We start from the raw sequence: 23,865 nt of genomic DNA on the forward strand, positions 1-23,865 counted from the left end.
TTTCTTTTTGCGTGTTCCCGAAGCATATGTAAGCCGCAGTGATCAATCATCAATCAATGCCGGATCAGGCGGCTGAGGAACAGTCTGGCCCGCTCCTCGCGCGGCTCCCGGAAAAAATCGGCGGCCGTCGCTTCCTCGAGGATTTGGCCGTTGTCCATGAATACGATCCGGTCCGCGGCTTCCCGGGCAAATCCCATCTCATGCGTGACGATGACCATCGTCATGCCCTCATGGGCCAGGTCCCGCATGACGTCCAGCACTTCGCCGATCATTTCCGGATCGAGGGCGGAGGTGGGTTCGTCGAACAGCATGATTTTCGGCTTCATGGCGAGCCCTCTGGCAATCGCTACCCGCTGCTGCTGGCCCCCGGAGAGCTGGGAAGGATAACTTTCGGCCTTGTCGGCGATGCCGACCCGCTTCAAATACGCAAGGGCTCTTTCCTCCGCCTCCGCCTTGCTTAAGCCGAGCACCTTCATGGGAGCGAGCGTGATATTGTCGATCACTTTTTTATGGGGATACAGGTTAAAATGCTGGAATACGATGCCGATGTCGCGGCGGAACCGGTTAATGTCGATTTTTTTATCGTGCAGCGGCGTGCCGGCCACAACGAGCTCGCCGGAGGATATCGTTTCCAAGCGATTGATGCAGCGGAGCAGCGTACTTTTGCCGGAGCCGGAGGGACCGATGATGACGACAACCTCGCCTTCTTCGATCCGCAGATTGATATTTTGCAGAACCTGAAAGCTGCCATAAGCTTTGTCGACCTTGCGAAACTCGATCATATCGATGACCTCCCTTCGTAAATGGTTGCGCCCGGCTTCCAAATTGGACGCCATACATCTTTACAATATATGGCCGGGCTACGGGCATCATGCTAAATATTGCGACCTGCATGTCCGCTTCCGGTGAACATGAAAAAGCCCGAGCCTATCCTAGGCACGGGCTTTGCGTATCTAATAACTACCGTTTTTTCTTGGCTAGTGCGGCAACAAGAGAAATGATGGACAACACGAGCGCGGCAATCGAGACGACCAGCGTAGCGGTTTGTACGCCACTGGAGGACGAGTTGTCGGAGGCGGCGGGAGTCTTAGCGGCGTTTTCCGCGCTGCCCGCGTTCCCTTGCGTCTGGTCTTGCTGTCCTCCGGCCGCGGCATTATGGCCGTGATCGGCCGGTGCAGCGGCCTGACCGGCAGCGGTCGTGATTTTCGTGATCGAATGCGGGGATTCGGAGCCTTCGTCGCCGCTCCATTCCACGATGCTTCCGTCTTTGTAATACTGGAACGCATCCCAGGCGACTTCCGTTTCTTTGCCGGGATTATGGGCCACGAAATTGAACTGCTGGAATTCGCCGGCTTGAATGCCTGCGCCGGTCGCTTCCCAGGTGATGCTGCTGATTTTGCCGGAGCCGTCCTTTTCGGTGGCGACTTTCCAGTCCGGAACCGGCTGATAGTTCATCAGTTCGACGCCTTCCGGCACTTTCAAGGTGACTTTGGTCGTCGGGATTTCTTTTTCGGACGGAATTTTGATCGTATAGGTTTCCCAGGCATCGGGCTGGGAAACGGCGGGCTTGACGGTGACATGCGCGCTGGCGATCCCCGAAAAGAGCAGGAATCCCGCTGCGGCGGTCGCAATAAACGGAAGACGTTTAAACAGTTTCATCATCGTTTCTCTCCTTATTTGCATTTTGGATTTGTTTCAACTTTTTCATTTCATGGCCTTAATGATTACCGACATGAATGACGATATCGGTGTCCCAGGACTCGAGCTTGTCGGTCAGGACGTGCACATGGACGTTCCATTTGCCGGCCATCGTGATCAGATTGCTTGCTTTGAAGCCTTCCGGCTTGCCGCCCGGCATCACGATTTCGTATTTGCCCATGTCCATGTCAAGATGCGTCAGCGTGAGCTTCACCTGCTGAATCGCCGTCACGGGCTGCCCTTGACCGTCTTTGATTTGCACCTCGAATTCGTTCGTGCCTGTTACGTTCGGAGTGATTTTCAGCGCGACGACTGCTTTGTTTTCCAGCGTCTGCTGCACGTCGACCGGCCCGGGCGAAGAAGCCGCCGTAGGCATGTTGGTCAGGGCCGCTGCCAGTACCAGGGCCAATACGCCTGCTGTAAGTTCAAACCACACGCCCGCCCCCAAGGATTGTTTGCCTTCTTTGCCGCGCAGCCAGTTCATGGCGGCGCAGCCGACCATGACGAGAAGCAGGGCGCTTTTGCCGTATAGGATCTTTCCGTACGCCGTGTGGAAAAGCGAATACCACGTCGGCACGTTTTGCAGGCTGGCATATACTCCGCTGATCAGAATCAGGACCACGAAGACCGTGCCCCATAAGCTGAATCTCCGGATGACGGCAAAATATCCCTGTTTTCGTTCCTCGGCCCCGGACGGCAGGGCCGCTTCTTTCGGCAGCAGCGCCCCGAAGGCCAGCAGGCTGCCGAGCCACAGGGAAGCGGCGCCCAAATGAAGGAAGTCCATCGCGATGCCGAGCGCTTTTTGCGAAGAAGCGGCCGGATGGCCGATAAAAGCTTTGGCCAGCAGCAGGACCATCACGAGCAGAAAGGCGACCGTACCCGCGATGTAGGCGTTGTCCTTGTCCTTGATTTTCGGCAGGGCGTAGGCGAGACCTATAAGAATCGCCAGCAGCAGCAGCTGCACCAGCCAGACTTCGCCGAAGCTCGTAATCCGCAGCATTTTGAGCAGCAGGGACGGGTCGGCCGCAACGCCGCTCCAGCCGACGCCGGCATCGATCCCCGTTTGCAGCGGCAGACTGATCAGGAAGCTTGCGGCGAACACGGCGATGCTGATCCACATTAGCCATAAGCTCCGGCGCGACCACGGCGGACGGATTCCCGCACCGGCCGGAAGCAGGTACAGCTGGTAGAAATAAACGCCTGCAAGGAAGGCCAGGCTGATGTAAATAAGCCAGCGAATGGCGATCAGGTCGGCGCCGGGCCAACCGGCGGACACGACCGTTTCGGACCCGGCCGCACCGCTGCCGCCTTCACCGATCCGGAACGAATAGGTTCCTTCGATGGGGTGCCCGTCGGCGGATACCGCTTTCCACTGCACGGCATAAATGCCGTTGGGAAGATTCGGCTGCAGGTCGGCCTCGAGCGCCGAGTTTTCCCCTTCGGGGAAACGGCTTTCGCTCGCGTTGACCGTCTTGCCGGCGGAGTCCGTCACTTTGATTGCGTGGAAAGCCTTTTGCAGCGGTTCGTTGAAATAAATGTCAATTTTGGCCGGAGGCTTTTGCAGCGCCTCGTTTTCGGCCGGAGACGACTTGACGATATACGCATGGGCCGAAACCGTTCCGGGATACAGCAGCAGGACGGCAAGGATCACCGTCATCAAACCGGAAAGCAGCCGCGTTTTTGTGTTCAATGGATCACCTTCGATCTGGGGATTTGCAAAAAGGCGTTGGCGTGGAAAGCCTGTTTGCAAACCACCGGATTGTTGTTCTTTGGGAAGAGGATTTTGCAAAATGTGATGAAATATACGCCTGAACGGCAATGAAGGACAAAGGTTCGCCCCTTCCGTCACGTTTCCTTTAGCCCAGAAATCATTGTATAGCCGGACTTTCCGGAAGGAAATGACCCGTGTGGGCTATAAGGACCACGGACAAACTTCCGCCCGAAACCGAAAATGCCTCAAACCCGCGGCGCAGCGGGGAAAGACGGGCATGTGGCAAAATTCCGAAAAGTGCAGGAAAACGAAGCATTTGGTGGAAGGGAAGCGCTGCGGTTTCCAACTGGATCAAGCTCAGGGATTTTTTGTGAACGTCCAAGCCGGCGATGCCCTTCATCTGGAAGGAAGAGCGGCATCGCTTCCGGTACATGGAGGCGCATCGGCTCTCTAACGGGGGATAACGGAGGAAATCGGAGCATCTTTCCGGCTGGCACCGTTTATGGCGGGCTCCCGCGGGCTCAGCTGTCTCAGGGAAGTTTCTGGTTTTTTCTGAACGTTTTCAATCTGTTTCACATCGTTTTATAATAAATGAATAAGAAAAACTTCCCGAGCAGGGGAAATCATTTATCAGGAGTGATGACATGAGCCAGGCCGTATTGGAGCGTCGCAGCGAGATGCTGAAAAAACACATTCAACAACTGCTTATCCGGGATAACCAGCACGGAATCAGCCGGCAGCAGAGCTTGTTTCTGCAGCAAATGATCAAGGAGCTTCATCAGACTTCGCATGAAATGAACGGCAGCAAATAAGACTTAGGCAACGTGTGCAGGAACCGGAATCATTTTGGATGTTCATAAGATCAGAATAAGGCTGTTCCCCAGAACCGCACCCCATGTAGACGAAAACAAAACTACGATGGGGGGCCGGGTTCAGGGAACAGCCTTTTTGTTCATTGTATTAACCCAAGGTTGGGTGCTCTTCTCCGTTTGTGTCCCAGACGCCCACGCCTTTTTCTTCAATGTATCCGATGAACAGTCCGGCAAGCTCGGGATCGAACTGGGTCCCCGAACAGCGGCGAAGTTCCTCCACGGCTTCCTGGACGGATTTGGTCGGCTGGTAAGGCCGTTCCGAGGTCATCGCGTCGAAGGAATCAATGATGGTCAGCATCCGGCATAATAGCGGAATTTCGGCCCCTTTATAGCCGTGGGGATACCCGGTACCGTCAAACCGTTCATGATGCAGCTCGATGTACGGCGCGAGATCCTTGAACTTGTCGCTTGTGATCGCCATTTCCTTGCCCCAGTTGACGTGTTTCCGGACCGCTGCCCATTCTTCGGGAGTTAGCTTGCCTTTTTTGTTCAAAATTTCCCACGGAATTTCCAATTTGCCGATGTCGTGGATCAGGGCGCCGAGCACGAACTGCCTGCGGGCACTCGGATCGAGCTTCAATAGCAGGCTCATGTCCATGGCATAGCGGAATACCCGCTTGGAATGTTTAAACGTATTGATGTCTTTATACAAAAAAAGATTCAGTAGCTGCTCGATGTCCCGCACATCCTGCGCGATTTCGATTTCTTGCTCGAGCGGGACGGAGCTGCCGTAGATGTACGCGACATTTTTGCCCTGCTTTTTGGCGTCGTACAGCGCCTGATCCGCCTGCAGGACAAGCATGGATTTGTCGTGGATGTCGATATGGTAACCGGAAATGCCCGCCGAAAAGGAAAGGCATGCATGCGGCAAAATTTCCACTCCGGCAAAGGGCGTATCGTTGACCTTTTTGCGCAGCCGGTCCACGAACACGAGCGCCTCCTGTTCGGTAAACCCGGGCATCAGCAGCGTAAATTCCTCTCCGCCGTACCGGGAAGCGGTGATGTTCGCCTGCTCGGCTTCCTCTTTCAAGATGGACCCGAGCAGCCCCAGCAGCTTATCTCCTTCCAAATGGCCGAAATGGTCGTTATACCGTTTGAAATCGTCGATATCGATCATGACCAGGGAAAGGGGGGAGCCCTCGGTCCGGGCCTGCCGGATTTCGTCCTCGAGAAGGCTTTCGAAATAGCTGTGATTGAACAGCCCCGTGCGCTGATCCCGGATCGCCCGTTCCTGAAGCTGCAAATACATATCGAACAGCTTTTTGAAGAGGTGGGACAAAAAAATGCTGATGCCGAGGAACAATATGAGCCCGGTCACCCCATTGTTTTCGATCAGAATGGTAAGAACGAGCGACAAAATCAGGATGCACGTGTACACAAGCGCCGACTCCTGCAGCAGCCCCCTGACGGTGGCGCCGATCCGGCTCCGGTCGGTGAGATAATAATAGATTCCGATGCAGAGGACATTGACGGCGAAGTATATAATCAGGGCGCCTACATAAGATAGTAAATACCGGTTTTCCAATTGTCCCAGCCGGCCTCCAAGCCCGCCGAAAACGGCGCCGGCCGCGCTGATCATAATCGCGTAAATGGAGAAATTGGTAAAATGCTTCCATCCCGACACCTTCCGCTCGACAAGGGCGAACAGAAGCGAGCTCAGGAAAAGGAGGGCAAGCGCCGCCGGCGTCCCGTAAATAAAGAGGCAGGCAAGGTACACCGCCGAATCCATCGACTGTTTATTGCCTTCCGGGGGAATCTGAAAAGTATAAAAATATAGGACAAGAGACGCCGCGAACATCGACGCCGGCACCGCCCACTGTCCGGACGCAAAATCCCAAGAAAGACGGCTGATTTGCAGCCCAAACAGGAAGGTGCCGAGGACGCAGAACAAAAGGGCATTCATGTTTGCCGTAAACCAGGATCGCATGATCGGGTATTTTTTTACCATGGATATTTCCCCTGTTCAATCAGATTGTTCTGAAAGTTGAAGCATGAAGCAAATCCTATCAAAACAACATTGCTTGTTAAATCAATATAAGGGAATCGTTTTTAGTTCGCAAATATTGTTTCGCATTCCATGCAGCGGGTTGGCAAAAAAAACGAAAACCGGGCCAGGGGAAATCGGATGCGACGATGCCGATGAATGCCGCTTGCATACCTAGAGGGGGTATAGTATAATGATCTCGAAGGCTTCGATATAAAGGAGGTGGAGTGAGATGATTGCCCAGACTGAACTTAAGGAGAAAGATCCAGCCGGAAACGATGCCGGGCTTCGGAGCGATGCCTGTTCGGAAGGGTGCAGCGAGCGGCACAGCCACCATTCAAGTCAAACGAAAAATAATCTCATCACCCGCCTGAACCGCATCGAAGGACAGATTCGCGGCGTCAAGGGCTTGATCGAAAAGGACACCTATTGCGACGACGTCCTGAATCAGATCGCTGCGATCCAGGCCGCTCTCAACGGGGTCGGCAAACTGCTGCTGGAAGGCCACATGAGAAGCTGCGTGGTCGAACGGATTGAATCCGGGGAATACGAAGTCATCGACGAACTGCTCGTCACCGTCAAGAAGTTAATGAAATAACATCCCGCTGCCGGGATGAACCAAAATCCGAGGAGGAAATATACCATGAAAAGCGTAACTTTGAATGTTCAAGGAATGTCCTGCAGCCATTGCGTCAATGCGATCGAAGGCGCCATGAAGGAAATCGGCGCAACAGGCAAAGTCGATTTGGCCGACAACAAAGTAACGGTGGATTTTGACGAAAATAAATTAAGCCTCGAGAAAATCAAGGAAGCCATCGAAGAGCAAGGCTACGATGTAGTTTAAGATTTTCGGCGGGGAATCTCTGGCGGCGGCTGACCTTTTGACAGGTCGGCCGCCGCCTTTTTGTTTTTTATTTTGCGCCGGCGCCAAGGTTTGTCCTTCTGAGAATGAGCCATTCTGCATATAATACGCCAACAGGGTATGACTTGCGGAAAGGAGCCGGGACTATGGAACGGAATACGGGGAACCGGGAGCACGAAAGGCAAGCGACGCTGCTAATTACCGGGATGACGTGCGCCGCCTGCGCGGCCCGGATCGAAAAGGGCCTCGGCCGGATGGAGGGCGTCGTGCGGGCCCATGTCAACTTGGCTTTGGAGCAGGCGACCGTCTCCTACGACCCGAAATATACGGATCTGGGAAAAATGGAGGAAAAGATCGGATCGCTTGGCTACGGGATGATGAAGGAGACGATGGATTTCGATATTTCCGGGATGACGTGCGCCGCTTGCGCGGCCCGGATCGAAAAGGGGCTCGGCCGAATGCCCGGGGTTACGCGGGTAAACGTAAACCTGGCGCTGGAGACGGCCCGCGTGGAATATGCGGCAGGCATGGTCACCGTAAAAGACATGGAGAAAAAAGTGGAGCAGCTCGGCTATAAAGCCGTGCCGAAACGGGAAGCGAAGGACAGCGCCGAGCTCCGCCGGCAGGAGATCGGCCATAAACGCTTCAAATGGATGATGGCGGCCATTCTTTCCCTGCCGCTCTTGTGGGCGATGACCCAGCACTTCCCCATGACGTCTTGGATTCCGGTGCCTTCGCCGTTTCTAAATCCATGGTTTCAGCTGGCGCTGGCCACGCCGGTCCAATTCCTGATCGGCGGGCAGTTTTATGCGGGCGCCTATAAATCGCTGCGGGGCGGAAGCGCCAATATGGACGTGCTGGTGGCGCTCGGAACATCCTCAGCCTACTTTTACAGCTTGTTCCTGACCATCCGCTCCCTCGGATCGGACATGCACCACCCGGCGGAGCTGTATTACGAAACGAGCAGCGTTCTGATTACGCTGATTCTGGTAGGCAAATGGTTCGAAGCCTTGGCCAAAGGCCGCTCTTCCGAAGCCATCAAGAGCCTCATGGGGCTGCAGGCAAAAAGCGCGCTTGTGCTCCGCGACGGGCGCGAGACGAGCATTCCGATCGACGAGGTGAAGACCGGGGATACGGTCATCGTGAGGCCGGGTGAAAAAATACCGGTAGACGGATGGGTGCTTCAGGGCGTGTCCTCGGTCGATGAATCGATGCTGACGGGGGAAAGCCTTCCTGTCGCTAAACGCGAGGGCGATGCCGTCGTCGGCGCCACGATGAACAAAAACGGCATGCTGCGCATCCAGGCCGCCAAGGTCGGCGGCGATACGGCCTTGGCCCGGATTATCAAGGTCGTGGAAGAAGCCCAGGGCTCGAAGGCGCCGATCCAGCGGATCGCCGACGTCATCTCGGGCATTTTCGTCCCGATTGTCGTCACGATCGCCATCGCCGCGTTTCTGGTTTGGTATTTCTACATTCTTCCCGGACAGTTCCCGGCCGCGCTCGAAAAAGCGATCGCCGTGCTGGTCATTGCCTGCCCGTGCGCGCTTGGACTGGCGACGCCGACATCGATCATGGCCGGCTCAGGCCGGTCCGCCGAGCTCGGCATCCTGTTCAAGGGCGGGGAGCATCTGGAAGCGGCCCAGGGGATCGAAGTCGTCGTGCTGGATAAAACGGGGACGGTCACCAGTGGCAAGCCGGTGCTGACCGACGTCATCCCGGCGCCGCTTATGACGCAGCAATCGCTGCTCCGGACGGCGGCGGCCGTCGAGCGCAAGTCCGAGCATCCGCTTGCCGATGCCATCGTGGCCGGAGCGCTCGAGCGGAGCAAGGCGCTGCCGCTGCCGGAAGCGAAGGACTTCGAAAATTTGCCGGGATACGGCGTTTCCGCCCGAGTGGACGGGAGGCCCGTACTTGTGGGCACCCGCAAGCTGATGGAAGAGCGGGGCATCCGTATCGACCCGGCCATACATCCGATGAGGCTGCTTGAGGATGCAGGCAAAACGGCGATGCTTGTCGCCGTGGACGGCAAATACGCAGGGATGGTCGCCGTGGCGGATACGATCAAAGACACCTCCCGTGAGGCGGTATCCCGTCTGCATCAATTGGGCATCGAAGTTATCATGGTTACCGGCGATAACGAGCGTACGGCCAAAGCGATCGCCGACCAGGCGGGGATCCGCCGCGTGCTGGCCGAGGTGCTGCCGGAAGCCAAAGCCGATGAGGTCAAAAAGCTGCAGCAGGCGGGCAAACGCGTCGCCATGGTCGGCGACGGCATCAATGACGCGCCCGCGCTTGCCACGGCCGATATCGGCATGGCGATCGGCACCGGAACGGACGTCGCGATGGAGGCGGCGGACGTCACGCTGATGCGCGGGGACCTGAACGGCATCGCCGACGCCATCTTGATGAGCCGCCGGACGATGGGGAACATCAAACAGAACATGTTCTGGGCACTCGCCTATAACACGATCGGCATCCCGATCGCTGCTGCAGGTTTTCTCGAGCCGTGGCTGGCGGGAGCGGCCATGGCTTTCAGCTCCGTATCGGTCGTCCTGAACGCGCTGCGCCTGCAGCGGGCGAATCCGTAAATATCCGATGGAAGAGGTTGACAACAAAAAGTTTCATGCCCTATAATAGCCAATAATTTATAAAACCAAATGTAGGGATTAGAAATAGTAGAGGTGAAAGGACCTTTCAGAGAGCCGTTGGTTGGTGCGAAACGGCAGCGTCGATCACTTTGAACTCGTCTATGAACAGCTGCCCGACAATGTAGGGTTAGACGGCTTCCCCCGTTACAGGGATAGATGGTGATGGCCATCGAAAGAGATCATTTCGTTATGGAATGAATTAGAGTGGTACCGCGGGTTCAACCTCGTCTCTATACAGAGACGGGGTTTTTTTGTTGGTTAAAGTCCGGGTTTAACCAATAATCCTTCACTATATATCAAATAACCTTTGGGAGGAATGAACAATGAACCGTAACATTATCGTTTTGGACACGACGCTGCGCGACGGGGAGCAGGTGCCCGGCGCAAAACTGAACGTGCAGCAAAAGATCGAGTTTGCCCAGCAGCTGAAGCGGCTGAACGTCGACATCATCGAAGCGGGGTTCCCTGCGTCTTCCGCGGGCGATTTTCAAGCGGTCCAGGAGATTGTGCGCACGGTCGGCGACAGGGTATCGATTACGGCGCTGGCGCGCGCGGTGAAAAACGACATCGATGCCGTATATGAAAGCATCAAGCTTGCGCAGCATCCGTTCATCCATATCGTGCTCGGCACCTCGAACATCCATGTGGACAAAAAATTCAACCGTTCGAAGGAAGCCGTCATGCAGATGGGCGTCGACGCGGTCAAATATGCCAAAACGCTGCTGCCTGAAGTGCAGTACTCCACCGAGGACGCTTCCAGGTCGGACTTCGAATATTTGTGGCAAACGATCGAGGCCGTCGTCAAAGCCGGCGCAACCATCATCAACGTGCCCGATACGGTCGGGTACGCCGTGCCGGAGGAGTTCGGCGAGCTGATCAGCAAAATCAACGAGCGGCTGAAAAACTTGAACGACAAGGTCATCCTGAGCGTCCACTGCCATAACGACCTGGGGCTGGCCACGGCCAATACGCTGAGCGCGATCCATAACGGCGCCGACAAAATCGAGGTGACGATCAACGGCCTGGGCGAACGGGCGGGCAATACCTCGCTGGAGGAAGTGGTCATGGGCCTGAAGGTCAGAGAAAACTATTACGGCTGCAAGACCAACATCCAAACGACCGAGCTGCTCAAAACGTCCAGATTGCTGACCCATTTGACGGGGCTGGACGTGCAGGTCAACAAGGCCATCACGGGCGAAAATGCTTTTGCCCATTCCTCCGGCATCCATCAGGACGGACTGCTGAAAGACCGCCAAGTGTACGAAATCATGACCCCGGAAGAGGTCGGCGGGGAAAGCATGGAATTGATTTTGACCGCCCGCTCGGGCCGCCATGCCTTCAAAAACGCGGTGGAGAAAATGGGTTTCGACGTCAGCAACGCGGAGGATTTCGAATTGCTGTTCGGCAAGTTCCTCGCGCTGGCGGACGCCAAAAAAGAAGTGTACGACCACGACGTCTTTTACCTGGTGACCAATCACCGTATGTTGGATGAAAGCGCAAGCGGCCATTTGTATGAGCTGGAATCGTTCCAGGTCGTCACCAACGATCTGTATCCAACGGCCACCGTCAAATTGAAAAAAGGCTCCGAAATATACAAAGACAGCGCGGTGGGCGACGGCCCGATCGATGCTTTGTACAGCGTGATTAAATCGCTCGTCGGGCTGGACGTGCAGCTGAAGGACTACAAAATCAACAGCCTGTCCCGAGGCAAAGAAGCCGTAGGCCGCGTCAACATCCGGGTCGAATACCAGGGCAAAATCTACTCCGGACGCGCCATGGACACGGACATCATCAAAGCAAGCGCGCTGGCGTTCCTGAACGGCATCAATGCCGTGCTGCTGGACGCTTCGGCGGACGCTTCCGGGTCGGCGCCGGCAGCCAAGTAAAAATCATTGAAGGAACATACGAAACAAGGAGGAACAGACATGGGCGAAATTCATGAAGGGGTGCAGCAGGTGCAAGCCCTGCTGTCCGAAATGGGGTACGGCCATACCGTCGTTTGGCTGCCGGATAGCGCCAGAACCGCCCAGGAGGCGGCCGAGGCGATCGGGTGCGAGGTGGCGCAAATCGCGAAATCGATCATTTTCCGCCTGCAAAGCTCCGGTCAGCCGCTGCTGGTTGTCGCAAGCGGAGCGAACCGCGTCAACGAAAAACGAATCGCGGATTATGTACACGATACATTAGGCAAAGCCGATGCCGATTTCGTACGCGAGCGGACGGGGTTTGTCATCGGCGGGGTCGCCCCGGTCGGGCACCGGGAAAAGATGATCACCATCATCGACGAGGATTTGCTGCAATTCCGGACGATATGGGCTGCGGCCGGGCATCCGAAAACCGTGTTTCAGCTGACGCCGGGCGAGCTCGTCGCGATGACGAAAGGGCAAGTGATGCCCGTAAAATAAAACGAAGGATCAAATTGGCACAAAAGGCAAGGCTTCCGCAGCATTGAGACGAGGGTACGAGGGGATTATCATAGAAGATGAACCGTACAGATACGATCAGGAGGAGATTATTCAACATGAACGATACGATATCTTTATTGATGAATCATCGCTCGATCCGAAAATTTAAGGACCAGCCGGTCACCGAGGAGCAGCTCCGAACCATCGTTTCCGCGGCCCAAATGGCTTCCACCTCTAGCAATGTGCAGGCGTACACCGTCATTGCGGCGACGGACCCGGAACTCAAAAAAAGATTGGCGGAGCTGGCGGGGAACCAGGCTTACGTGGAGCAATGCCCGGTATTTCTCGTCTGGTGCGCCGATTTGTACCGGCTCAAGCAGGTGACGGCAGAGCCGCTGCAGGGCCGGGAGTCGCATGAGGATACCACGGAAAACTTTATCGTCGCGACGGTGGACGCCGCGCTGGCGGCCCAAAACGCGGCCATTGCGGCGGAATCGCTCGGCCTGGGCATCGTTTACATCGGGGGCGTCCGCAACCGGATTGCCGAACTGTCCGAGCTGCTCGGTCTGCCAGAGTTGGTATACCCGGTGTTCGGCATGTGCGTCGGCGTTCCCGACCAGGAGCCGGGACAGCGCCCGCGCCTGCCGCTGCCGTCCGTGCTGCACTATAACGGCTATTCCAAGGAACAAAGCGTGGCCCCGGTCCGGGAATATGACGTGACGATGGCCGCATACCTGAAGGAGCGGACCGGCGGCAAAAGGGATGCGACTTGGTCGCAAGTGATGGCCGACCGATTGGGCGAGCCGACTCGCCTGCACATGAAGCCGTTTCTGGACGGGAAAGGGTTCATGAAGAAATAAGCCGCCTGGCGCGCGGCCCGGTTAAATTCCGTAAAAACGCCTTGCGTTCGAATATAAGTGCTGCCGGGCTTCTTGCAGGGAAAAGCCTTGGATCCGGCTCCATTCTTCCGCTACCGCGGCGGTCATCCGCGGATGGGTCATCTGCCCGTCGAACGGACCTTCAAACGGCCACGGGCCGTCGGTTTCGGACATGACCTGACCGGGAGGATAGACGCGGGCGAGTTCGCGGATTTCCGGCTCATATGCGATATCCGGCGTGAAAGAAACGTAGTAGCCGTTTTCTGCCATACGCCGCACCGTAGCGGGCGAGCCTTTGAACCAATGGAAATGGGCCCGCTTCACGCCGTACCGTTCAAGCAGACGGCAGGCGACGTCGGCATCCTCGTATACCGCATGAAGCACGACCGGCTTGTCATGTTCCTTGGCGAAGGCGATAAACCGTTCCAGCAGCTCCTCGTAAGGTTTGCCGTCGAACGGCCGGCCGGCTTCTTCGGCTTCCTTGCGCGTATAATACGGTAGACCGACTTCGCCGACGGCGACCATGTCATCGGCATGCCTCCGCATCCAGGCCAGCAGCTCGTCCACGTCGCTTGGCGCCGGGACGGGCTGTTCCGGGTGGTATCCGAAGGCCGGATAGACCAGGGAAGGGTATTGCCGGGCGAGCCGCAGATTGCTGCGTGCGGATTCCAGGTGCATGGAAACGGTAATGACGCCTGCGATGCCGGCAGCCGGCAAGCCGGATAGGATGTCCCGCTGCTGGGCAGGGTCGTAAGCATCCAGATGGATGTGGGCGTCGATCAGCGGAGCCGCCTTTTCGTTCCGAGAAGGTTCGGCTTGAACGCTGTCGGCCGGGCGGGCTGCAAACTGAGGATTCGAATTCGGTTCAGGAGCAAAATTCACGGGTAAAATCCCTCCTTATTTGTCGTTCATCATGCGAATTATTCATTGTATGAACATGATTATAACAAATAGGCTTCGAGGGCACCCGAAAAGGTGCGTTTTTCCGGTGTCAGCGATTTTCCGCGCCGACCTTCAGCATATGCTGATAATTCGGAGGCAGCTCGTAGGTTTGCAGATGGCGGAAAGCCGCCAGCTTGACTTTGTCGGGGAACAGCGGAGAAATTTCAATCGTCATCCGGTCTTTTCCGACGCCGATATGCGGTCCTAGAACAGGGGAGACCTCAAGCGTGACGGAGAAGTGAAAGCCCCGGTCTCCCGGACCGCCGTTGACCCGTGTGGCCTGAAGGATTTCGATTTCGTAGGGATAAACGAGCGGATTCGCCGTCAGCAGGTTTTGGTAATAATCGTTTACGGCGTTTTGGATTTCGGGAAGAAGCAGCTCCAGCATCATGTCTTGGTACAGCTGCAGCTTCGGCTCTTTCGGCTGAAGCTCCTCCGCGGCGGCAACGGCGGGGCAAGAAGACAGGAAAACGGACAAGAGCAGCACGGCCGATCGTAGTTGGGATTTCATCGTTTCACCTCGTATACAACGTTCCCCTGATTTGGATGAAAATATTCGGCTTGTAAAACGATTCGAACATGATCGGAGATCAAGAACATCATCGGGGATCTATACAAAACGGCCCGTGCATGGGTTCCTTCGCGGAACGGCAAGCACGGGCCGTTTTTTATGCGGCCGAATCTTAAGTGGCTCCTTGCATTTTCAGCTGCTCTTCGCGCAGCCAGCCGGACAGCTCGCGTCTGAGCCGGATGAAATCGGGATGCTCGATGATGTCCTCGCGGCGCGGCCGTTGGAACGGCACGTCGATCTCGTGAAGCACCGAGGCGGGACGGCTCGAAAACACATAAATACGGCTGGATAGCAGCAGCGCCTCTTCGATATTATGCGTAATAAAGAGCACCGAGCGGCGGCTCTCCTCCCAAATATCGAGCAGCCAGCGCTGCATGTCGCTGCGGGTCAGGGCATCGAGCGCGCTGAACGGCTCGTCGAGGCACATCAGCTCCTGCGGGCTGAGCAGGGCGCGCAGGAAAGCGGCCCGCTGCTGCATGCCGCCGGACAGCGTATGCGGATGGTTTTTCTCGAATCCGCCAAGCCCGACCTTACCGAGCCATCGGCGGGCATTTTCGCGGGCTTCCCGATCAACCTTCCCTTGGACCTCCTGGGACAGCAGAACGTTGTCTTCGATCGTCCGCCATGGGAACAAGGCCGGCTGCTGCGGCATGTAGCTGATATGTCCCTGCTGGCCGGTTACGTCCGCGCCGTTCATGCGTATGCTGCCCGCATCCGGTTTGACGAGGCCGCCGATGATATGGAACAGCGTGCTTTTGCCGCTGCCGGAGGGTCCGAGGATGGAGACGAATTCGCCTTTGCCCACGGTCAGCGTCACGTCGTCCAGCACCTGCAGCCGGCTTCGCTTGGACCGGAAGGTTTTGCTGATGCCGGCCGCTTCGAGGGCGGGAACGGTTTGATTATCGCCGGTTTCCAGGGCAGCCGGCTTTTGTTCCAGCGTTGACATAGGTTTAGCAGCTCCTTTCTTTTCCGGTATCAGTTTTCCTGTTTCGGTTTCCACCGTACAAGCCATTTTTCAAGCAGGGCGATGATGCCGAACAGGAGCAGGCTTAGCGCCACGATGATCATGATGGCGACAAACATGCGATCGGTGCGGTAGCCCGATTTTTGCAGCATCATATAGTATCCGATCCCCTTGTCGGCACCGATCCACTCCGCAATGACCGCTCCCATCACGCTGTACGTCGCCGCGATTTTGACGCCCGAAAAGATCGCGGGCAGCGCGTGCGGCAGCTCCAGCTTGGCGAAAATTTGCCGCTTGTTCGCGCCGATCATCCGCATGTAATTCAGCATGACCCGGTCGGTCTGCTTCAGTCCGCCCATCGTGGCGACGGCAACGGGGAAAAAGCAGACCAGGGTAATGACGATCAGCTTGGGCAGCAGCCCGAAGCCGAACCAGATCATCAGGAGCGGGGCAAGCGCGATGGTCGGAATGTTTTGGCTCAAAATGAGCAGCGGGTACAAGGCCGACTTAAGAAACGGGACCAGGTGCAGGATCAGCGCGATGATCATCCCGACCGCCGTTCCGATGATAAATCCTTCGAGCGTCAGCCTCACCGTTGCCCCGACATGGCCCCACAGATCCCCGGCCCCAACTGCGGTTTCCTTGGCGATATCCACCGGGGAGGGGAGGATCCATTTTTCGATATGAAACAGCGAGGTGCTCAGTTCCCATGCGACCAAAAAGAAGAGGACCGCCACAAAGGGCGGCCATACGCTATTCCACCAACGTCTCATGGACGGTATTTCTCCGTAAGCCGCTCCATGCTGATGCCGCCGGGACGATGGGCGATTTTGATCTGGGAAATGATGCTTGGGCTGCCCGCCTCCACAAGAGCTTCATGCATGCGGCGCACGACGTCGAGCAATTCCTCGAGTTCGCCTTCCATCGTCGTTTCAAGCGGGTGCACCTCGTATTTGACGCCAGACTTTTGGATCACTTCGATGGCGCGGTCGACGTAATCGTAGGAATCCTCGTTGTTCGGCGTTTTTGGAATGACCTGTATGCTGAGCAGGGTATGAGCCATATCAATCACGTCCTTTTAAAATTTGATGATTGCTGTAATCACGCAGCGGGTTCGCTTGGTACAGCGATCCTTACCTATTGCTGCGGCAAAAAGTCGTTCGTAAACGCGTTTTCGACGTCCAGCGGCTTGTCGAGCAGCTTATGCTCGTACATCCAATCCGAATATCCTTTCCATACCTGTTCCTTCTGCTCGCCCCAGCGCTTGGCATCGTCCTGGTATTTCGGGCTGAGCCACTTCTGGCTGGCCATGACGAGATCCTTGTCGAGCTCGGGCACGGCTTTGATCAAGATGTTGGCTGCATCCTCGGGATGCTCAATCGCGAATTGATAACCTTTGGAGGTAGCGCGCATAAACGCTTTGACCAGCTCCGGATCTTCCTTGATCTGCTTTTCATTGGTGACGAGGACCGGCGTGTAATAATCCAGCTTGTCGGAGAAGTCTTTGACGTACAGCATATCGAGCGGCTCCTTGCGGAGCTCGGCTTCGATGCCGGTCCAGCCGTAGAAAATCCAGGCGAAATCGATGTCGCGTTTCACCGCCGTAAAATAATCCGCTTCGCCCATGTTGACGATTTTCAGCTTGCTGACGTCGGCCTTGTCGATGTCCATGATCGAATCGATCACGGCTTTTTCCACCGGGGAGCCCCAGCCGCCGTACGTTTTGCCTTCAAAATCCTTCGGCCGTTTGATGTTCCGGTCCACGGGCGCGGCAAAACCGGAAGTGTTATGCTGGATCACCGCCGCGATCGACACGAGCGGAACGCCTTGCGTGCGCGCTTGGGTGACGTTTTCCTGCACGCTGACGCCAAACGGCACCTTGCCCGATGCCACCATCGCCTCCGCGCCGCCGGCTCCCGGCTGCACGATGTCGACGTTCAGGCCTTCTTCTTCGTAGTACCCCTTTTCTTTGGCGACGTAGAGTCCTGTATGGTTCGTGTTCGGCGTCCAGTCCAGCACGACTTTGACATCCTTCAGCTTTTTGGGCTCGCCGCCGCCGGCCGAGGAGGTTTCCCCGGATGGCGTCCCCTGGCCCGTCGTTTGGGCGTTTCTGCTTCCGCAAGCGGCCGGAACCAGCACAAGCAGGAATGCCAGCAAAAACAGTCCGATTTTTTTCGTTTTCATTGTGTTTCTCTCTCCCTTGTCCATTTAATCCCCTTCATTTTGCAAAAGAATCGCGTTTCCATATCTGGAGGCGAATCACGGGACCGCGGCCGTCTTTATTTTCGCCGGAAGGTCCGATCATTCAACAAAAAAAGCGCCCCGGATGCGGGACGCTTAAGGCGCAAGGATGACATGGCGAACGCCATGACGATGGCTTTTCCTACGCTGGCATTACCCAGATCAGGTTTAAGGGTCAGTATCTTGGAGGGATACAATCTCAGCCGGCCGATTCCAGCACCCCGGATTCTTATGAAGTTAACGGGTTATTACATTGGTATTATAGTCCTAAGCTCGGAATAATTCAACGCTTTCGGCCGCGCGGCTGGACAAGCCAGCGTATAAATGACCGTAGAAATGCCACTATAAGGATGAAAGGAGTCTGGTTTTTACAGGGGGCTGAGGAAAATCAAAACAAGCATTTCGTTCATTCAAACGGTCATGATTTTGATGCTGAGCACCGGCCTGCTGAATCATGTCATCATCATTCCTATTTTGCTTGACGCGGCAAAACGGGACGCCTGGATTTCGGTGCTGCTGGCATGCGGACTCACGCTCGTATGGGCGGCATTTCTTTATGCGGGCATGGCGAAACTCAATAAACGCCATCTGTTCGATTGGTTGGCCAAAGCCTATCATCCGATCGTGGGCCGCGTTTTGGCCGTTTTCATTGGTTTGTACCTGTTTGCCATTTGCGCGGTAACGACCCGGGATACCATATATTGGATTCATTCGACCTTCTCTCCCGAAACGCCCATTATGATCTTTTCGTTTCTGTTCCTTCTGATCTCGGCTTTAAACGCTTTTTTGGGCATTCAATCCGTTGCCAATACCGCGAGTTTATTGCTGCCGATGGTGATTGTGCTTGGCTTTTTTGTCATGTCGTTTAATATGCCCCACAAGGACTACTCCTTGCTGAAGCCGATGCTTGAACTTGGCATGGGGCCCGTGTGGAAGGGGACGCTTTATGCGGGGGCCGGCTTTGCCGAAGTCATCATGATCTTCTTTTTGCAGCATCATATCCGAACGCGCATAACCTATGTTTCCTTGGCCGTCACGGTTTTGCTTTTTTTAGGACTCACTCTGGGGCCCGTCATGGGCGCCATCGTCGAATTCGGGGCGGACGAAGCGGGCAAGCTCCGGTTTCCTGCTTACGAGCAATGGAGGCTCCTGAACATTGGCCGATACGTCGAGCATCTGGACTTTTTTAGCGTCTACCAATGGTTCTGCGGCGCATTTTTGAGAATTTCGCTCGCTTTGTTCCTCATTCTCGACGTTTTTCGGGTGAAGGGCAAAAAAGCGAAAGCGTGGGTGCTGGGGGGCATTTTTATCGCCATATTAATCATCATGGCCGTTCCTTTCAGCGACCGGTATTTTATGAAGGCCCTGTCCGTCTATGTGCTTCCCGTATCGGTGTGGGGAATAGCGGCTTTTTCGGTGATCATCACGGGGCTGATCGGCTTGGCCCGGCGAAGGGGGAGAATATCGTGAAAAGCCGTGAACGAAAGGAAGCCCAGGCCGTCGAAGGTATCGTTACGGAGCTGTTTGGATCAAGCTCGGATATCCGAAGAAAAACGATTCCGTTATCGGTACCGGGTTATTCGGTTCAGCTGATTTACTGCCAGGGATTGTCCGATACGGCAAGAGTGGAGCAATGGGTCGTGCCCGAACTGATGAATATACCGGAGCAGATCCTGCTGTCGGACGAGATGGATTGGCCGCGCAAAATTCCGTTCCCCATGGACCCGATCCCCGAGGACCAAAGGGAGGCGGCAATGAAAGAGACCGTGCTCGCGGGAGACCTTCTGCTAATCTTCGCGCCGTCGAACAGCTGCTACTCGATGATTATGACCAATGCGCCCAAACGGCAGCCGGAGGAGCCGAACACGGAGGTTTCGACGAGGGGGCCGAGGGACGGTTTTATCGAGGACTCGTACACCAATATCGCTTTGATCCGAAGACGGCTGAAGACCCATCTCCTTGCCGTCGAGGAGTTTACGATCGGTTCCGAAACGTCGACGAAAGTTCATCTTCTGTACCATAAGGAGACGATCCAGGAGCATGTGCTGCAGGAGATCCGAACGAAACTTTCCCGCGTGAACGTCAAAGGCCTTGTGAGCAACAGCCAACTCGAAGAGATATTGACTGGCTTCTCGCTTTTTCCGCTGATGACTTATACGGGAAGGCCGGACTATGCCGTCAACGCGCTGCTTCACGGGAAATTTGCGATCGTCATGGGCGGCGCTCCGACGGTGCTCATCGCCCCGGCGAGCTTCAACTTCCTGCTCAACTCCTCGGAGGACGCGCACCTCGTTAATGTCGTGGTTGCTTTTACGCGTTTTTTGCGGATTTGCGGCGTGCTGCTTTCCCTGTTCCTGCCGGGGTTTTGGATTGCGCTGACGACGTACCATCAGGACCAAATCCCTTTTACGCTGCTGGCGACCTTGGTGAATTCCAGGCAGGGCGTGCCGCTCCCGGCTCCTCTGGAGGCGATGGTGATGCTGCTGTTGTTCGAGATTTTCCGCGAAGCGGGCATGCGGCTTCCTTCCGCGTTTGGGCAGACCTTATCGGTCGTTGGCGGGCTGATCATCGGCCAAGCTGCTATCAGCGCAGGAATTGCGGGCCCGGGGACGATCGTCGTCATCGCCATATCGGTGCTTGCGACGTTTACTTTGGTGAACCAGTCCCTGGTGAACATCGTCAGTCTGTTTCGCATTCTCGTGCTTCTGATCAGCGGGCTGTTGGGGTTGTTCGGCACGCTGTTCTGCCTGCTGGCTTTGGTCCTGTTCATGGTCAACCTGCGCTCTTTCGGCACGTTCTATTTGTCTCCGGTAAGTCCTCCGAGATTCAGGGAGTTGCATAAAATCCTGTTTCGGATGCCGTGGGGAAAAGGCGAGTTCACCAGCAAGGCGGGGAAAAAGGGATGAAAAACGTCATGCGTTGGGTCCGCTGCCTCCTTGCCGCGGCGCTCTTGATCGTTCCGCTTACGGGATGCTGGGGAGCAAGGGAAATCGAACATATGATTTACGTCAATACGATCGGGGTCGATTACGTTGAAAACCAGGTTGTCGTTTACATCCAAATGGTTAATTTCAGCGGCATCGCCAAAAAGGAGTCGGGACAGACGCAGCAGCAGAAGACCTCCGTCGGAAAAGCGGGAGGGGCTTCGTTCGATGAGGCGATTTTTAATTTGTACGCTTCCAGCCCGCAAAGGATCTCGTGGAGCAACGTAAAGTCGATCGTTTTCAGCGAGGCTGCCTTGAAGCATGGCATCGTGGATCAGGTGCTGGAGGTATGGGACCGTTATTACGAATTCCGGTATACCGTCTGGACGATGGCCACCCGGGATCCGTTGGAAGAGGTGCTCAATACGAAATCCATCAACGAGCTGTCGGTCGTATACTCCCAGCTTAACAGCCCGATGCGGATCTATGAACAGAGCTCGGTCATCGCCCCGCTGTACCTTTACAAGTTTATATGGAAATGGAAAGAGAAGGGCGAGACGGTTCTGCTGCCGTACGTCGAAATCATGCCGGGATGGACGGAAGACGGAAAACCTTCGCCCAACGTCAGCATGACCGGGGTCTGTTTTTTGAATAACCAGAAATTCCGGGGATGCCTCGTGTCGGAGGATATCCTGGGCCTGAGGTGGCTGGAAAAGAAAACGAGAAGAACCCCGCTTGCGGTCAAGCAGGAGAAAAAAGTACAGGCCATGTTGGTCATGAACAAAATCAAGCCCTCGATCCGTCCGAAGCTGAGGCAGGGCAAGCCCGTTTTCGACATTAGCGTGTCCATGCAGGCCATGATTCCGCAGCTGAACGCCAGACTGAACAAGAGGGAACTGGAAATGGAAGCCGCGAGGGAAGTGAGGCAACAGGTGATGAGAACCTACTTAAAAGCCCTGGAAATGGACGTCGACGCCTATGGGCTATCGGGCATACTCCGCCGGAATATGCCCGATGCCTGGCATCGATTAAGCGCCAAGGGGGAAATCGATCTGGATTCGGACAGCATCGGGAAGATCGATATCAAGGTGAACCTGATCAGCGGCGGCATTTCGAAATTGAAATAAACGCCGGTTGCCCGTCGATTGCTTCAGTTGCTGCAAGCCTCCTGCGCGATTTCCTGCCGTCGTTCGGCGGCTTGGAGCTGCCTGCGCTGCAAAACATAAGCCGCGAAGCTGAGCGCCACCATAAAAAGCGTAAACAAAGCGAGCATCCATGAGGTTTGGTTCACCTCCAGATGGTCCATGCACCAGCCGATGATCAGGGGCAGCACCGCTCCCCCGACGCCGCCCGAGGCGATCAGGATGCTTGGCGTCGATTCTTCGGTTCCTGCCAGCAGCTTGCTCGCAAAGACAAGGGCGATCGAAAAGATGCCGGACATAAACAACCCAAGCAGCAGGATGACGGCAAACGCGGACCAGACCGCGGCGGTAAAAGGAAATACGGCGAGCAGCACCAGCGTGGCGGCGCAGCTGTAAAGCACGTAAACGCGGTAATGGATCCGCTCGGCGACGGTCCCCGCGAAAATCCGCCCGATGGACATCGCGATCCAGAAGCAGGTGACGCTAAGCGCCGCGCCGGCTTCCTTCATGCCGATTTTTTCAATGAGAATGGCAGGCATGAAGTTGGCTAAACTCATTTCCGTGCCGACATAAAGAAAGAAAAAGACCATAAACAGCGCCAGGATTCCCCAGGATTTTCCCTGATACGGAAAACGTTTTTGGCGTGCAGCCTTGCTGATGTCCGAACCGCCGACGTTTGCTGCCGGCTTCTTGGCACGGAGCTCCGCGTCGATTTCCCCAAACGAGCTTTTGGCCCACAGCAGCAGCGTCGCCAGAGCGAACAAGGAAATGACGAGGAAGGAAAAACGCCACCAGCCTTGGGAGATGAATCCGCTGGCAATCAGCGGCATCACCATCGCGCCGACTCCGAATAAGACTTCGAGCCGGCTCATGGCAACCGCCGTTTTTTCCTTGATCGCCGCGATGATGATCGTCCCGATGACCGCTTCGATCATGCCGAACCCAAATCCGGCGCATACCGCGATCGGGTACAGCCATCCCCACGGCGGCAGCAGCAGGTACGCAAGCTCGGCTGCGCAAAGCAGGGAAATGGCGATCAGCAGCCCGCCCCTTTTGCCGAACCGCCGGTTGAGAAGCGGGGAGGCGAGGACGCCTGCCAGAAAACCGGCAAACTGGGTAAAAATGAGCGTGCCCCCTTGGCTGTATTCGCGGCCGTAATGTTCAAGCAGCACGGGGAGCACCGAGCCAAGCACCACATGGGCCAGCCCGATCAAAAAGTATGATAGACATCCGATCCATATCAATCGTTTCATGGTGACTCCTTTTAAAGGTGATATTTGCCTAATCCGGATTTCGACCGTCTTTCCCGATTAGTATGTATGTTTATCATACTCGAAAACGGCTTCCAAAAGGCAGCTAAATATTGAAAAATCTTTCTGAATGATTCATCCCGTTCCGAAGCGGGCACACTACCTTTACAGCAGTACACCGTTTTATTCGGAAGGAGAAGCATTGTACATGGAAACCCGGATCGTCATGGAGCAAAACATCGTCAAAATTTTGGACCACCATGAATATTGCGCGTTTGCCACCGTGGAGGGAAACAAGCCCAAGCAGCGGTACATGATGCTGTACAACAGGGGCCTCAGCATTTATCTCATTACGGACCGGAAGACGCATAAAGTGGAGGAGCTGGAGGAAAACCCGCATGTTTCCCTGCTGTTCGGGTATGAAAACGGGAGCGTCGAAGGCTGGGCGGAAATCGAAGGAACCTGCAGCATCACGAATGACGGGGAGCTTCGCGAACACTTCTGGAAACCCGAATTCAAAGCCAGCTTCACCGGACCCGAGGACCCGGACTACGTTGTTTTGAAAATCAAGCCGATCCGCATGATCCATGTGTCGGAAAACGGCGAAAGACATGAATGGATCGAGTAAAAACACGGGCTTTTTGCGGGATTTTAGGACTATATAAACGTATGTCACATCTTCCATAATACTCGGGACAGGGTCCCGGGTATTATTTTTTGGCCATTTGGATGCATTTGTCTTTATTTTGGCTGGAAATGGATTTAAACTACTAGTG

23 protein-coding genes, 1 riboswitch and 1 other annotated feature are annotated in these 23,865 nt (G+C 55.6%); of the genes, 12 read left to right on the plus strand and 11 right to left on the minus strand.

From position 1 onward, the window contains the following. Positions 1-53: 53 nt before the first annotated feature. The 3 genes from MKY58_RS01290 to MKY58_RS01300 form a co-directional block, all read right to left on the minus strand. Positions 54-782, minus strand: coding sequence for an amino acid ABC transporter ATP-binding protein (locus tag MKY58_RS01290; RefSeq protein ID WP_036713440.1), 729 nt, complete (start codon positions 780-782; stop codon positions 54-56). A gap of 178 nt (positions 783-960) precedes the next feature. Beyond that, entirely contained in the window at positions 961-1,662 is a 702-nt protein-coding gene (locus tag MKY58_RS01295; protein ID WP_339323124.1) for a DUF1775 domain-containing protein, read from the minus strand. A gap of 55 nt (positions 1,663-1,717) precedes the next feature. Then, a complete protein-coding gene (locus MKY58_RS01300; RefSeq protein ID WP_339323125.1) occupies positions 1,718-3,388 on the minus strand; it encodes a copper resistance protein CopC in 1,671 nt (556 codons plus the stop codon). A gap of 298 nt (positions 3,389-3,686) precedes the next feature. Here MKY58_RS01300 and MKY58_RS01305 point away from each other — a divergent pair, with 298 nt between their 5' ends. Beyond that, positions 3,687-3,863 carry a hypothetical protein gene (locus tag MKY58_RS01305; RefSeq protein ID WP_339323126.1) on the plus strand — a complete coding sequence of 59 codons (177 nt, stop codon included), beginning with the start codon at positions 3,687-3,689 and terminating at the stop codon, positions 3,861-3,863. Between the two features lie 190 nt (positions 3,864-4,053). After that, positions 4,054-4,221, plus strand: a complete 168-nt coding sequence (locus MKY58_RS01310; protein WP_197070030.1) for a hypothetical protein — start codon at positions 4,054-4,056, stop codon at positions 4,219-4,221. A gap of 148 nt (positions 4,222-4,369) precedes the next feature. On the opposite strand, the gene MKY58_RS01315 is transcribed toward MKY58_RS01310, so the two are convergent. Next, positions 4,370-6,229, minus strand: a complete 1,860-nt coding sequence (locus tag MKY58_RS01315; RefSeq protein ID WP_339323127.1) for a diguanylate cyclase — start codon at positions 6,227-6,229, stop codon at positions 4,370-4,372. Positions 6,230-6,497: 268 nt separating this feature from the next. On the opposite strand from MKY58_RS01315, the gene MKY58_RS01320 reads away from it, so the two are divergent. The 6 genes from MKY58_RS01320 (at position 6,498) to nfsA (ending at position 13,037) form a co-directional block, all read left to right on the plus strand. Then, entirely contained in the window at positions 6,498-6,863 is a 366-nt protein-coding gene (locus MKY58_RS01320) for a metal-sensitive transcriptional regulator (RefSeq protein WP_339323128.1), read from the plus strand. A gap of 45 nt (positions 6,864-6,908) precedes the next feature. Continuing rightward, positions 6,909-7,109 carry a copper ion binding protein gene (locus MKY58_RS01325; protein WP_036713454.1) on the plus strand — a complete coding sequence of 67 codons (201 nt, stop codon included), beginning with the start codon at positions 6,909-6,911 and terminating at the stop codon, positions 7,107-7,109. Between the two features lie 164 nt (positions 7,110-7,273). Continuing rightward, on the plus strand, positions 7,274-9,715 hold the full coding sequence (locus MKY58_RS01330; RefSeq protein ID WP_339323129.1) for a heavy metal translocating P-type ATPase: 2,442 nt from the start codon (positions 7,274-7,276) through the stop codon (positions 9,713-9,715). Positions 9,716-9,780: 65 nt separating this feature from the next. Further along, positions 9,781-10,010, plus strand: a binding site (T-box leader). Positions 10,011-10,098: 88 nt separating this feature from the next. Continuing rightward, positions 10,099-11,661: a 2-isopropylmalate synthase gene (locus tag MKY58_RS01335; RefSeq protein WP_339323130.1), complete on the plus strand. Its 1,563-nt coding sequence runs from the start codon at positions 10,099-10,101 to the stop codon at positions 11,659-11,661. A gap of 39 nt (positions 11,662-11,700) precedes the next feature. After that, positions 11,701-12,177 (plus strand): YbaK/EbsC family protein, encoded by a 477-nt coding sequence (locus MKY58_RS01340; RefSeq protein WP_339323131.1) that lies wholly within the window; start codon positions 11,701-11,703, stop codon positions 12,175-12,177. Between the two features lie 116 nt (positions 12,178-12,293). Continuing rightward, positions 12,294-13,037, plus strand: coding sequence for an oxygen-insensitive NADPH nitroreductase (nfsA, locus tag MKY58_RS01345; protein WP_339323132.1), 744 nt, complete (start codon positions 12,294-12,296; stop codon positions 13,035-13,037). Positions 13,038-13,058: 21 nt separating this feature from the next. Here nfsA and MKY58_RS01350 read toward each other — a convergent pair whose 3' ends face one another. The 6 genes from MKY58_RS01350 to MKY58_RS01375 all read right to left on the minus strand — a co-directional run bounded on the left by MKY58_RS01350 (position 13,059) and on the right by MKY58_RS01375 (position 17,716). Further along, complete coding sequence (locus MKY58_RS01350; protein WP_339325012.1) at positions 13,059-13,838, minus strand: TatD family hydrolase; 780 nt, start codon at positions 13,836-13,838, stop codon at positions 13,059-13,061. A gap of 208 nt (positions 13,839-14,046) precedes the next feature. After that, entirely contained in the window at positions 14,047-14,508 is a 462-nt protein-coding gene (locus tag MKY58_RS01355) for a DUF3888 domain-containing protein (protein ID WP_339323133.1), read from the minus strand. A 172-nt stretch (positions 14,509-14,680) separates the two neighbouring features. Then, a complete protein-coding gene (locus MKY58_RS01360) occupies positions 14,681-15,514 on the minus strand; it encodes an ABC transporter ATP-binding protein (RefSeq protein ID WP_339323134.1) in 834 nt (277 codons plus the stop codon). Positions 15,515-15,543: 29 nt separating this feature from the next. Beyond that, positions 15,544-16,305 (minus strand): ABC transporter permease, encoded by a 762-nt coding sequence (locus MKY58_RS01365; RefSeq protein WP_339323135.1) that lies wholly within the window; start codon positions 16,303-16,305, stop codon positions 15,544-15,546. Beyond that, positions 16,302-16,595, minus strand: a complete 294-nt coding sequence (locus MKY58_RS01370; RefSeq protein ID WP_339323136.1) for an MTH1187 family thiamine-binding protein — start codon at positions 16,593-16,595, stop codon at positions 16,302-16,304. Before MKY58_RS01370 ends, MKY58_RS01365 begins: the two co-directional genes overlap by 4 nt. A gap of 74 nt (positions 16,596-16,669) precedes the next feature. Continuing rightward, complete coding sequence (locus MKY58_RS01375; RefSeq protein WP_339323137.1) at positions 16,670-17,716, minus strand: ABC transporter substrate-binding protein; 1,047 nt, start codon at positions 17,714-17,716, stop codon at positions 16,670-16,672. Positions 17,717-17,895: 179 nt separating this feature from the next. Next, positions 17,896-18,007: riboswitch (TPP riboswitch) on the minus strand. Between the two features lie 174 nt (positions 18,008-18,181). Between MKY58_RS01375 and MKY58_RS01380 the strand changes: the two genes are divergently transcribed. Genes MKY58_RS01380 through MKY58_RS01390 form a run of 3 tightly spaced genes read left to right on the plus strand, consistent with a single transcriptional unit; the run spans position 18,182 to position 21,824 of the window. Next, the gene (locus MKY58_RS01380) at positions 18,182-19,243 is read left to right on the plus strand and encodes an endospore germination permease (protein ID WP_339325013.1); all 1,062 of its coding nucleotides are present in this window, start codon (positions 18,182-18,184) and stop codon (positions 19,241-19,243) included. Further along, on the plus strand, positions 19,240-20,679 hold the full coding sequence (locus MKY58_RS01385; RefSeq protein WP_339323138.1) for a spore germination protein: 1,440 nt from the start codon (positions 19,240-19,242) through the stop codon (positions 20,677-20,679). Before MKY58_RS01380 ends, MKY58_RS01385 begins: the two co-directional genes overlap by 4 nt. Next, positions 20,676-21,824 carry a Ger(x)C family spore germination protein gene (locus tag MKY58_RS01390; RefSeq protein WP_339323139.1) on the plus strand — a complete coding sequence of 383 codons (1,149 nt, stop codon included), beginning with the start codon at positions 20,676-20,678 and terminating at the stop codon, positions 21,822-21,824. Before MKY58_RS01385 ends, MKY58_RS01390 begins: the two co-directional genes overlap by 4 nt. Before the next feature lie 23 nt (positions 21,825-21,847). Here MKY58_RS01390 and MKY58_RS01395 read toward each other — a convergent pair whose 3' ends face one another. Then, positions 21,848-23,092 (minus strand): MFS transporter, encoded by a 1,245-nt coding sequence (locus tag MKY58_RS01395; protein ID WP_339323140.1) that lies wholly within the window; start codon positions 23,090-23,092, stop codon positions 21,848-21,850. Positions 23,093-23,297: 205 nt separating this feature from the next. Between MKY58_RS01395 and MKY58_RS01400 the strand changes: the two genes are divergently transcribed. Next, positions 23,298-23,717 carry a pyridoxamine 5'-phosphate oxidase family protein gene (locus tag MKY58_RS01400; RefSeq protein ID WP_339323141.1) on the plus strand — a complete coding sequence of 140 codons (420 nt, stop codon included), beginning with the start codon at positions 23,298-23,300 and terminating at the stop codon, positions 23,715-23,717. Positions 23,718-23,865 lie beyond the last annotated feature (148 nt).

The sequence above is a fragment of the Paenibacillus sp. FSL W8-0194 genome (assembly GCF_037969745.1).
GTDB classification, from domain to species: domain Bacteria; phylum Bacillota; class Bacilli; order Paenibacillales; family Paenibacillaceae; genus Paenibacillus_AQ; species Paenibacillus_AQ cookii.

Coding starts and splice junctions, on each gene's coding strand:
- MKY58_RS01290 (WP_036713440.1), bottom strand. CDS start 782: ATGATCGAGTTTCGCAAGGTCGACAAAGCTTATGGCAGCTTTCAGGTT.
- MKY58_RS01295 (WP_339323124.1), bottom strand. CDS start 1,662: ATGATGAAACTGTTTAAACGTCTTCCGTTTATTGCGACCGCCGCAGCG.
- MKY58_RS01305 (WP_339323126.1), top strand. CDS start 3,687: ATGTGGCAAAATTCCGAAAAGTGCAGGAAAACGAAGCATTTGGTGGAA.
- MKY58_RS01310 (WP_197070030.1), top strand. CDS start 4,054: ATGAGCCAGGCCGTATTGGAGCGTCGCAGCGAGATGCTGAAAAAACAC.
- MKY58_RS01315 (WP_339323127.1), bottom strand. CDS start 6,229: ATGGTAAAAAAATACCCGATCATGCGATCCTGGTTTACGGCAAACATG.
- MKY58_RS01320 (WP_339323128.1), top strand. CDS start 6,498: ATGATTGCCCAGACTGAACTTAAGGAGAAAGATCCAGCCGGAAACGAT.
- MKY58_RS01325 (WP_036713454.1), top strand. CDS start 6,909: ATGAAAAGCGTAACTTTGAATGTTCAAGGAATGTCCTGCAGCCATTGC.
- MKY58_RS01330 (WP_339323129.1), top strand. CDS start 7,274: ATGGAACGGAATACGGGGAACCGGGAGCACGAAAGGCAAGCGACGCTG.
- MKY58_RS01335 (WP_339323130.1), top strand. CDS start 10,099: ATGAACCGTAACATTATCGTTTTGGACACGACGCTGCGCGACGGGGAG.
- MKY58_RS01340 (WP_339323131.1), top strand. CDS start 11,701: ATGGGCGAAATTCATGAAGGGGTGCAGCAGGTGCAAGCCCTGCTGTCC.
- nfsA (WP_339323132.1), top strand. CDS start 12,294: ATGAACGATACGATATCTTTATTGATGAATCATCGCTCGATCCGAAAA.
- MKY58_RS01355 (WP_339323133.1), bottom strand. CDS start 14,508: ATGAAATCCCAACTACGATCGGCCGTGCTGCTCTTGTCCGTTTTCCTG.
- MKY58_RS01360 (WP_339323134.1), bottom strand. CDS start 15,514: ATGTCAACGCTGGAACAAAAGCCGGCTGCCCTGGAAACCGGCGATAAT.
- MKY58_RS01365 (WP_339323135.1), bottom strand. CDS start 16,305: ATGAGACGTTGGTGGAATAGCGTATGGCCGCCCTTTGTGGCGGTCCTC.
- MKY58_RS01370 (WP_339323136.1), bottom strand. CDS start 16,595: ATGGCTCATACCCTGCTCAGCATACAGGTCATTCCAAAAACGCCGAAC.
- MKY58_RS01375 (WP_339323137.1), bottom strand. CDS start 17,716: ATGAAAACGAAAAAAATCGGACTGTTTTTGCTGGCATTCCTGCTTGTG.
- MKY58_RS01390 (WP_339323139.1), top strand. CDS start 20,676: ATGAAAAACGTCATGCGTTGGGTCCGCTGCCTCCTTGCCGCGGCGCTC.
- MKY58_RS01395 (WP_339323140.1), bottom strand. CDS start 23,092: ATGAAACGATTGATATGGATCGGATGTCTATCATACTTTTTGATCGGG.
- MKY58_RS01400 (WP_339323141.1), top strand. CDS start 23,298: ATGGAAACCCGGATCGTCATGGAGCAAAACATCGTCAAAATTTTGGAC.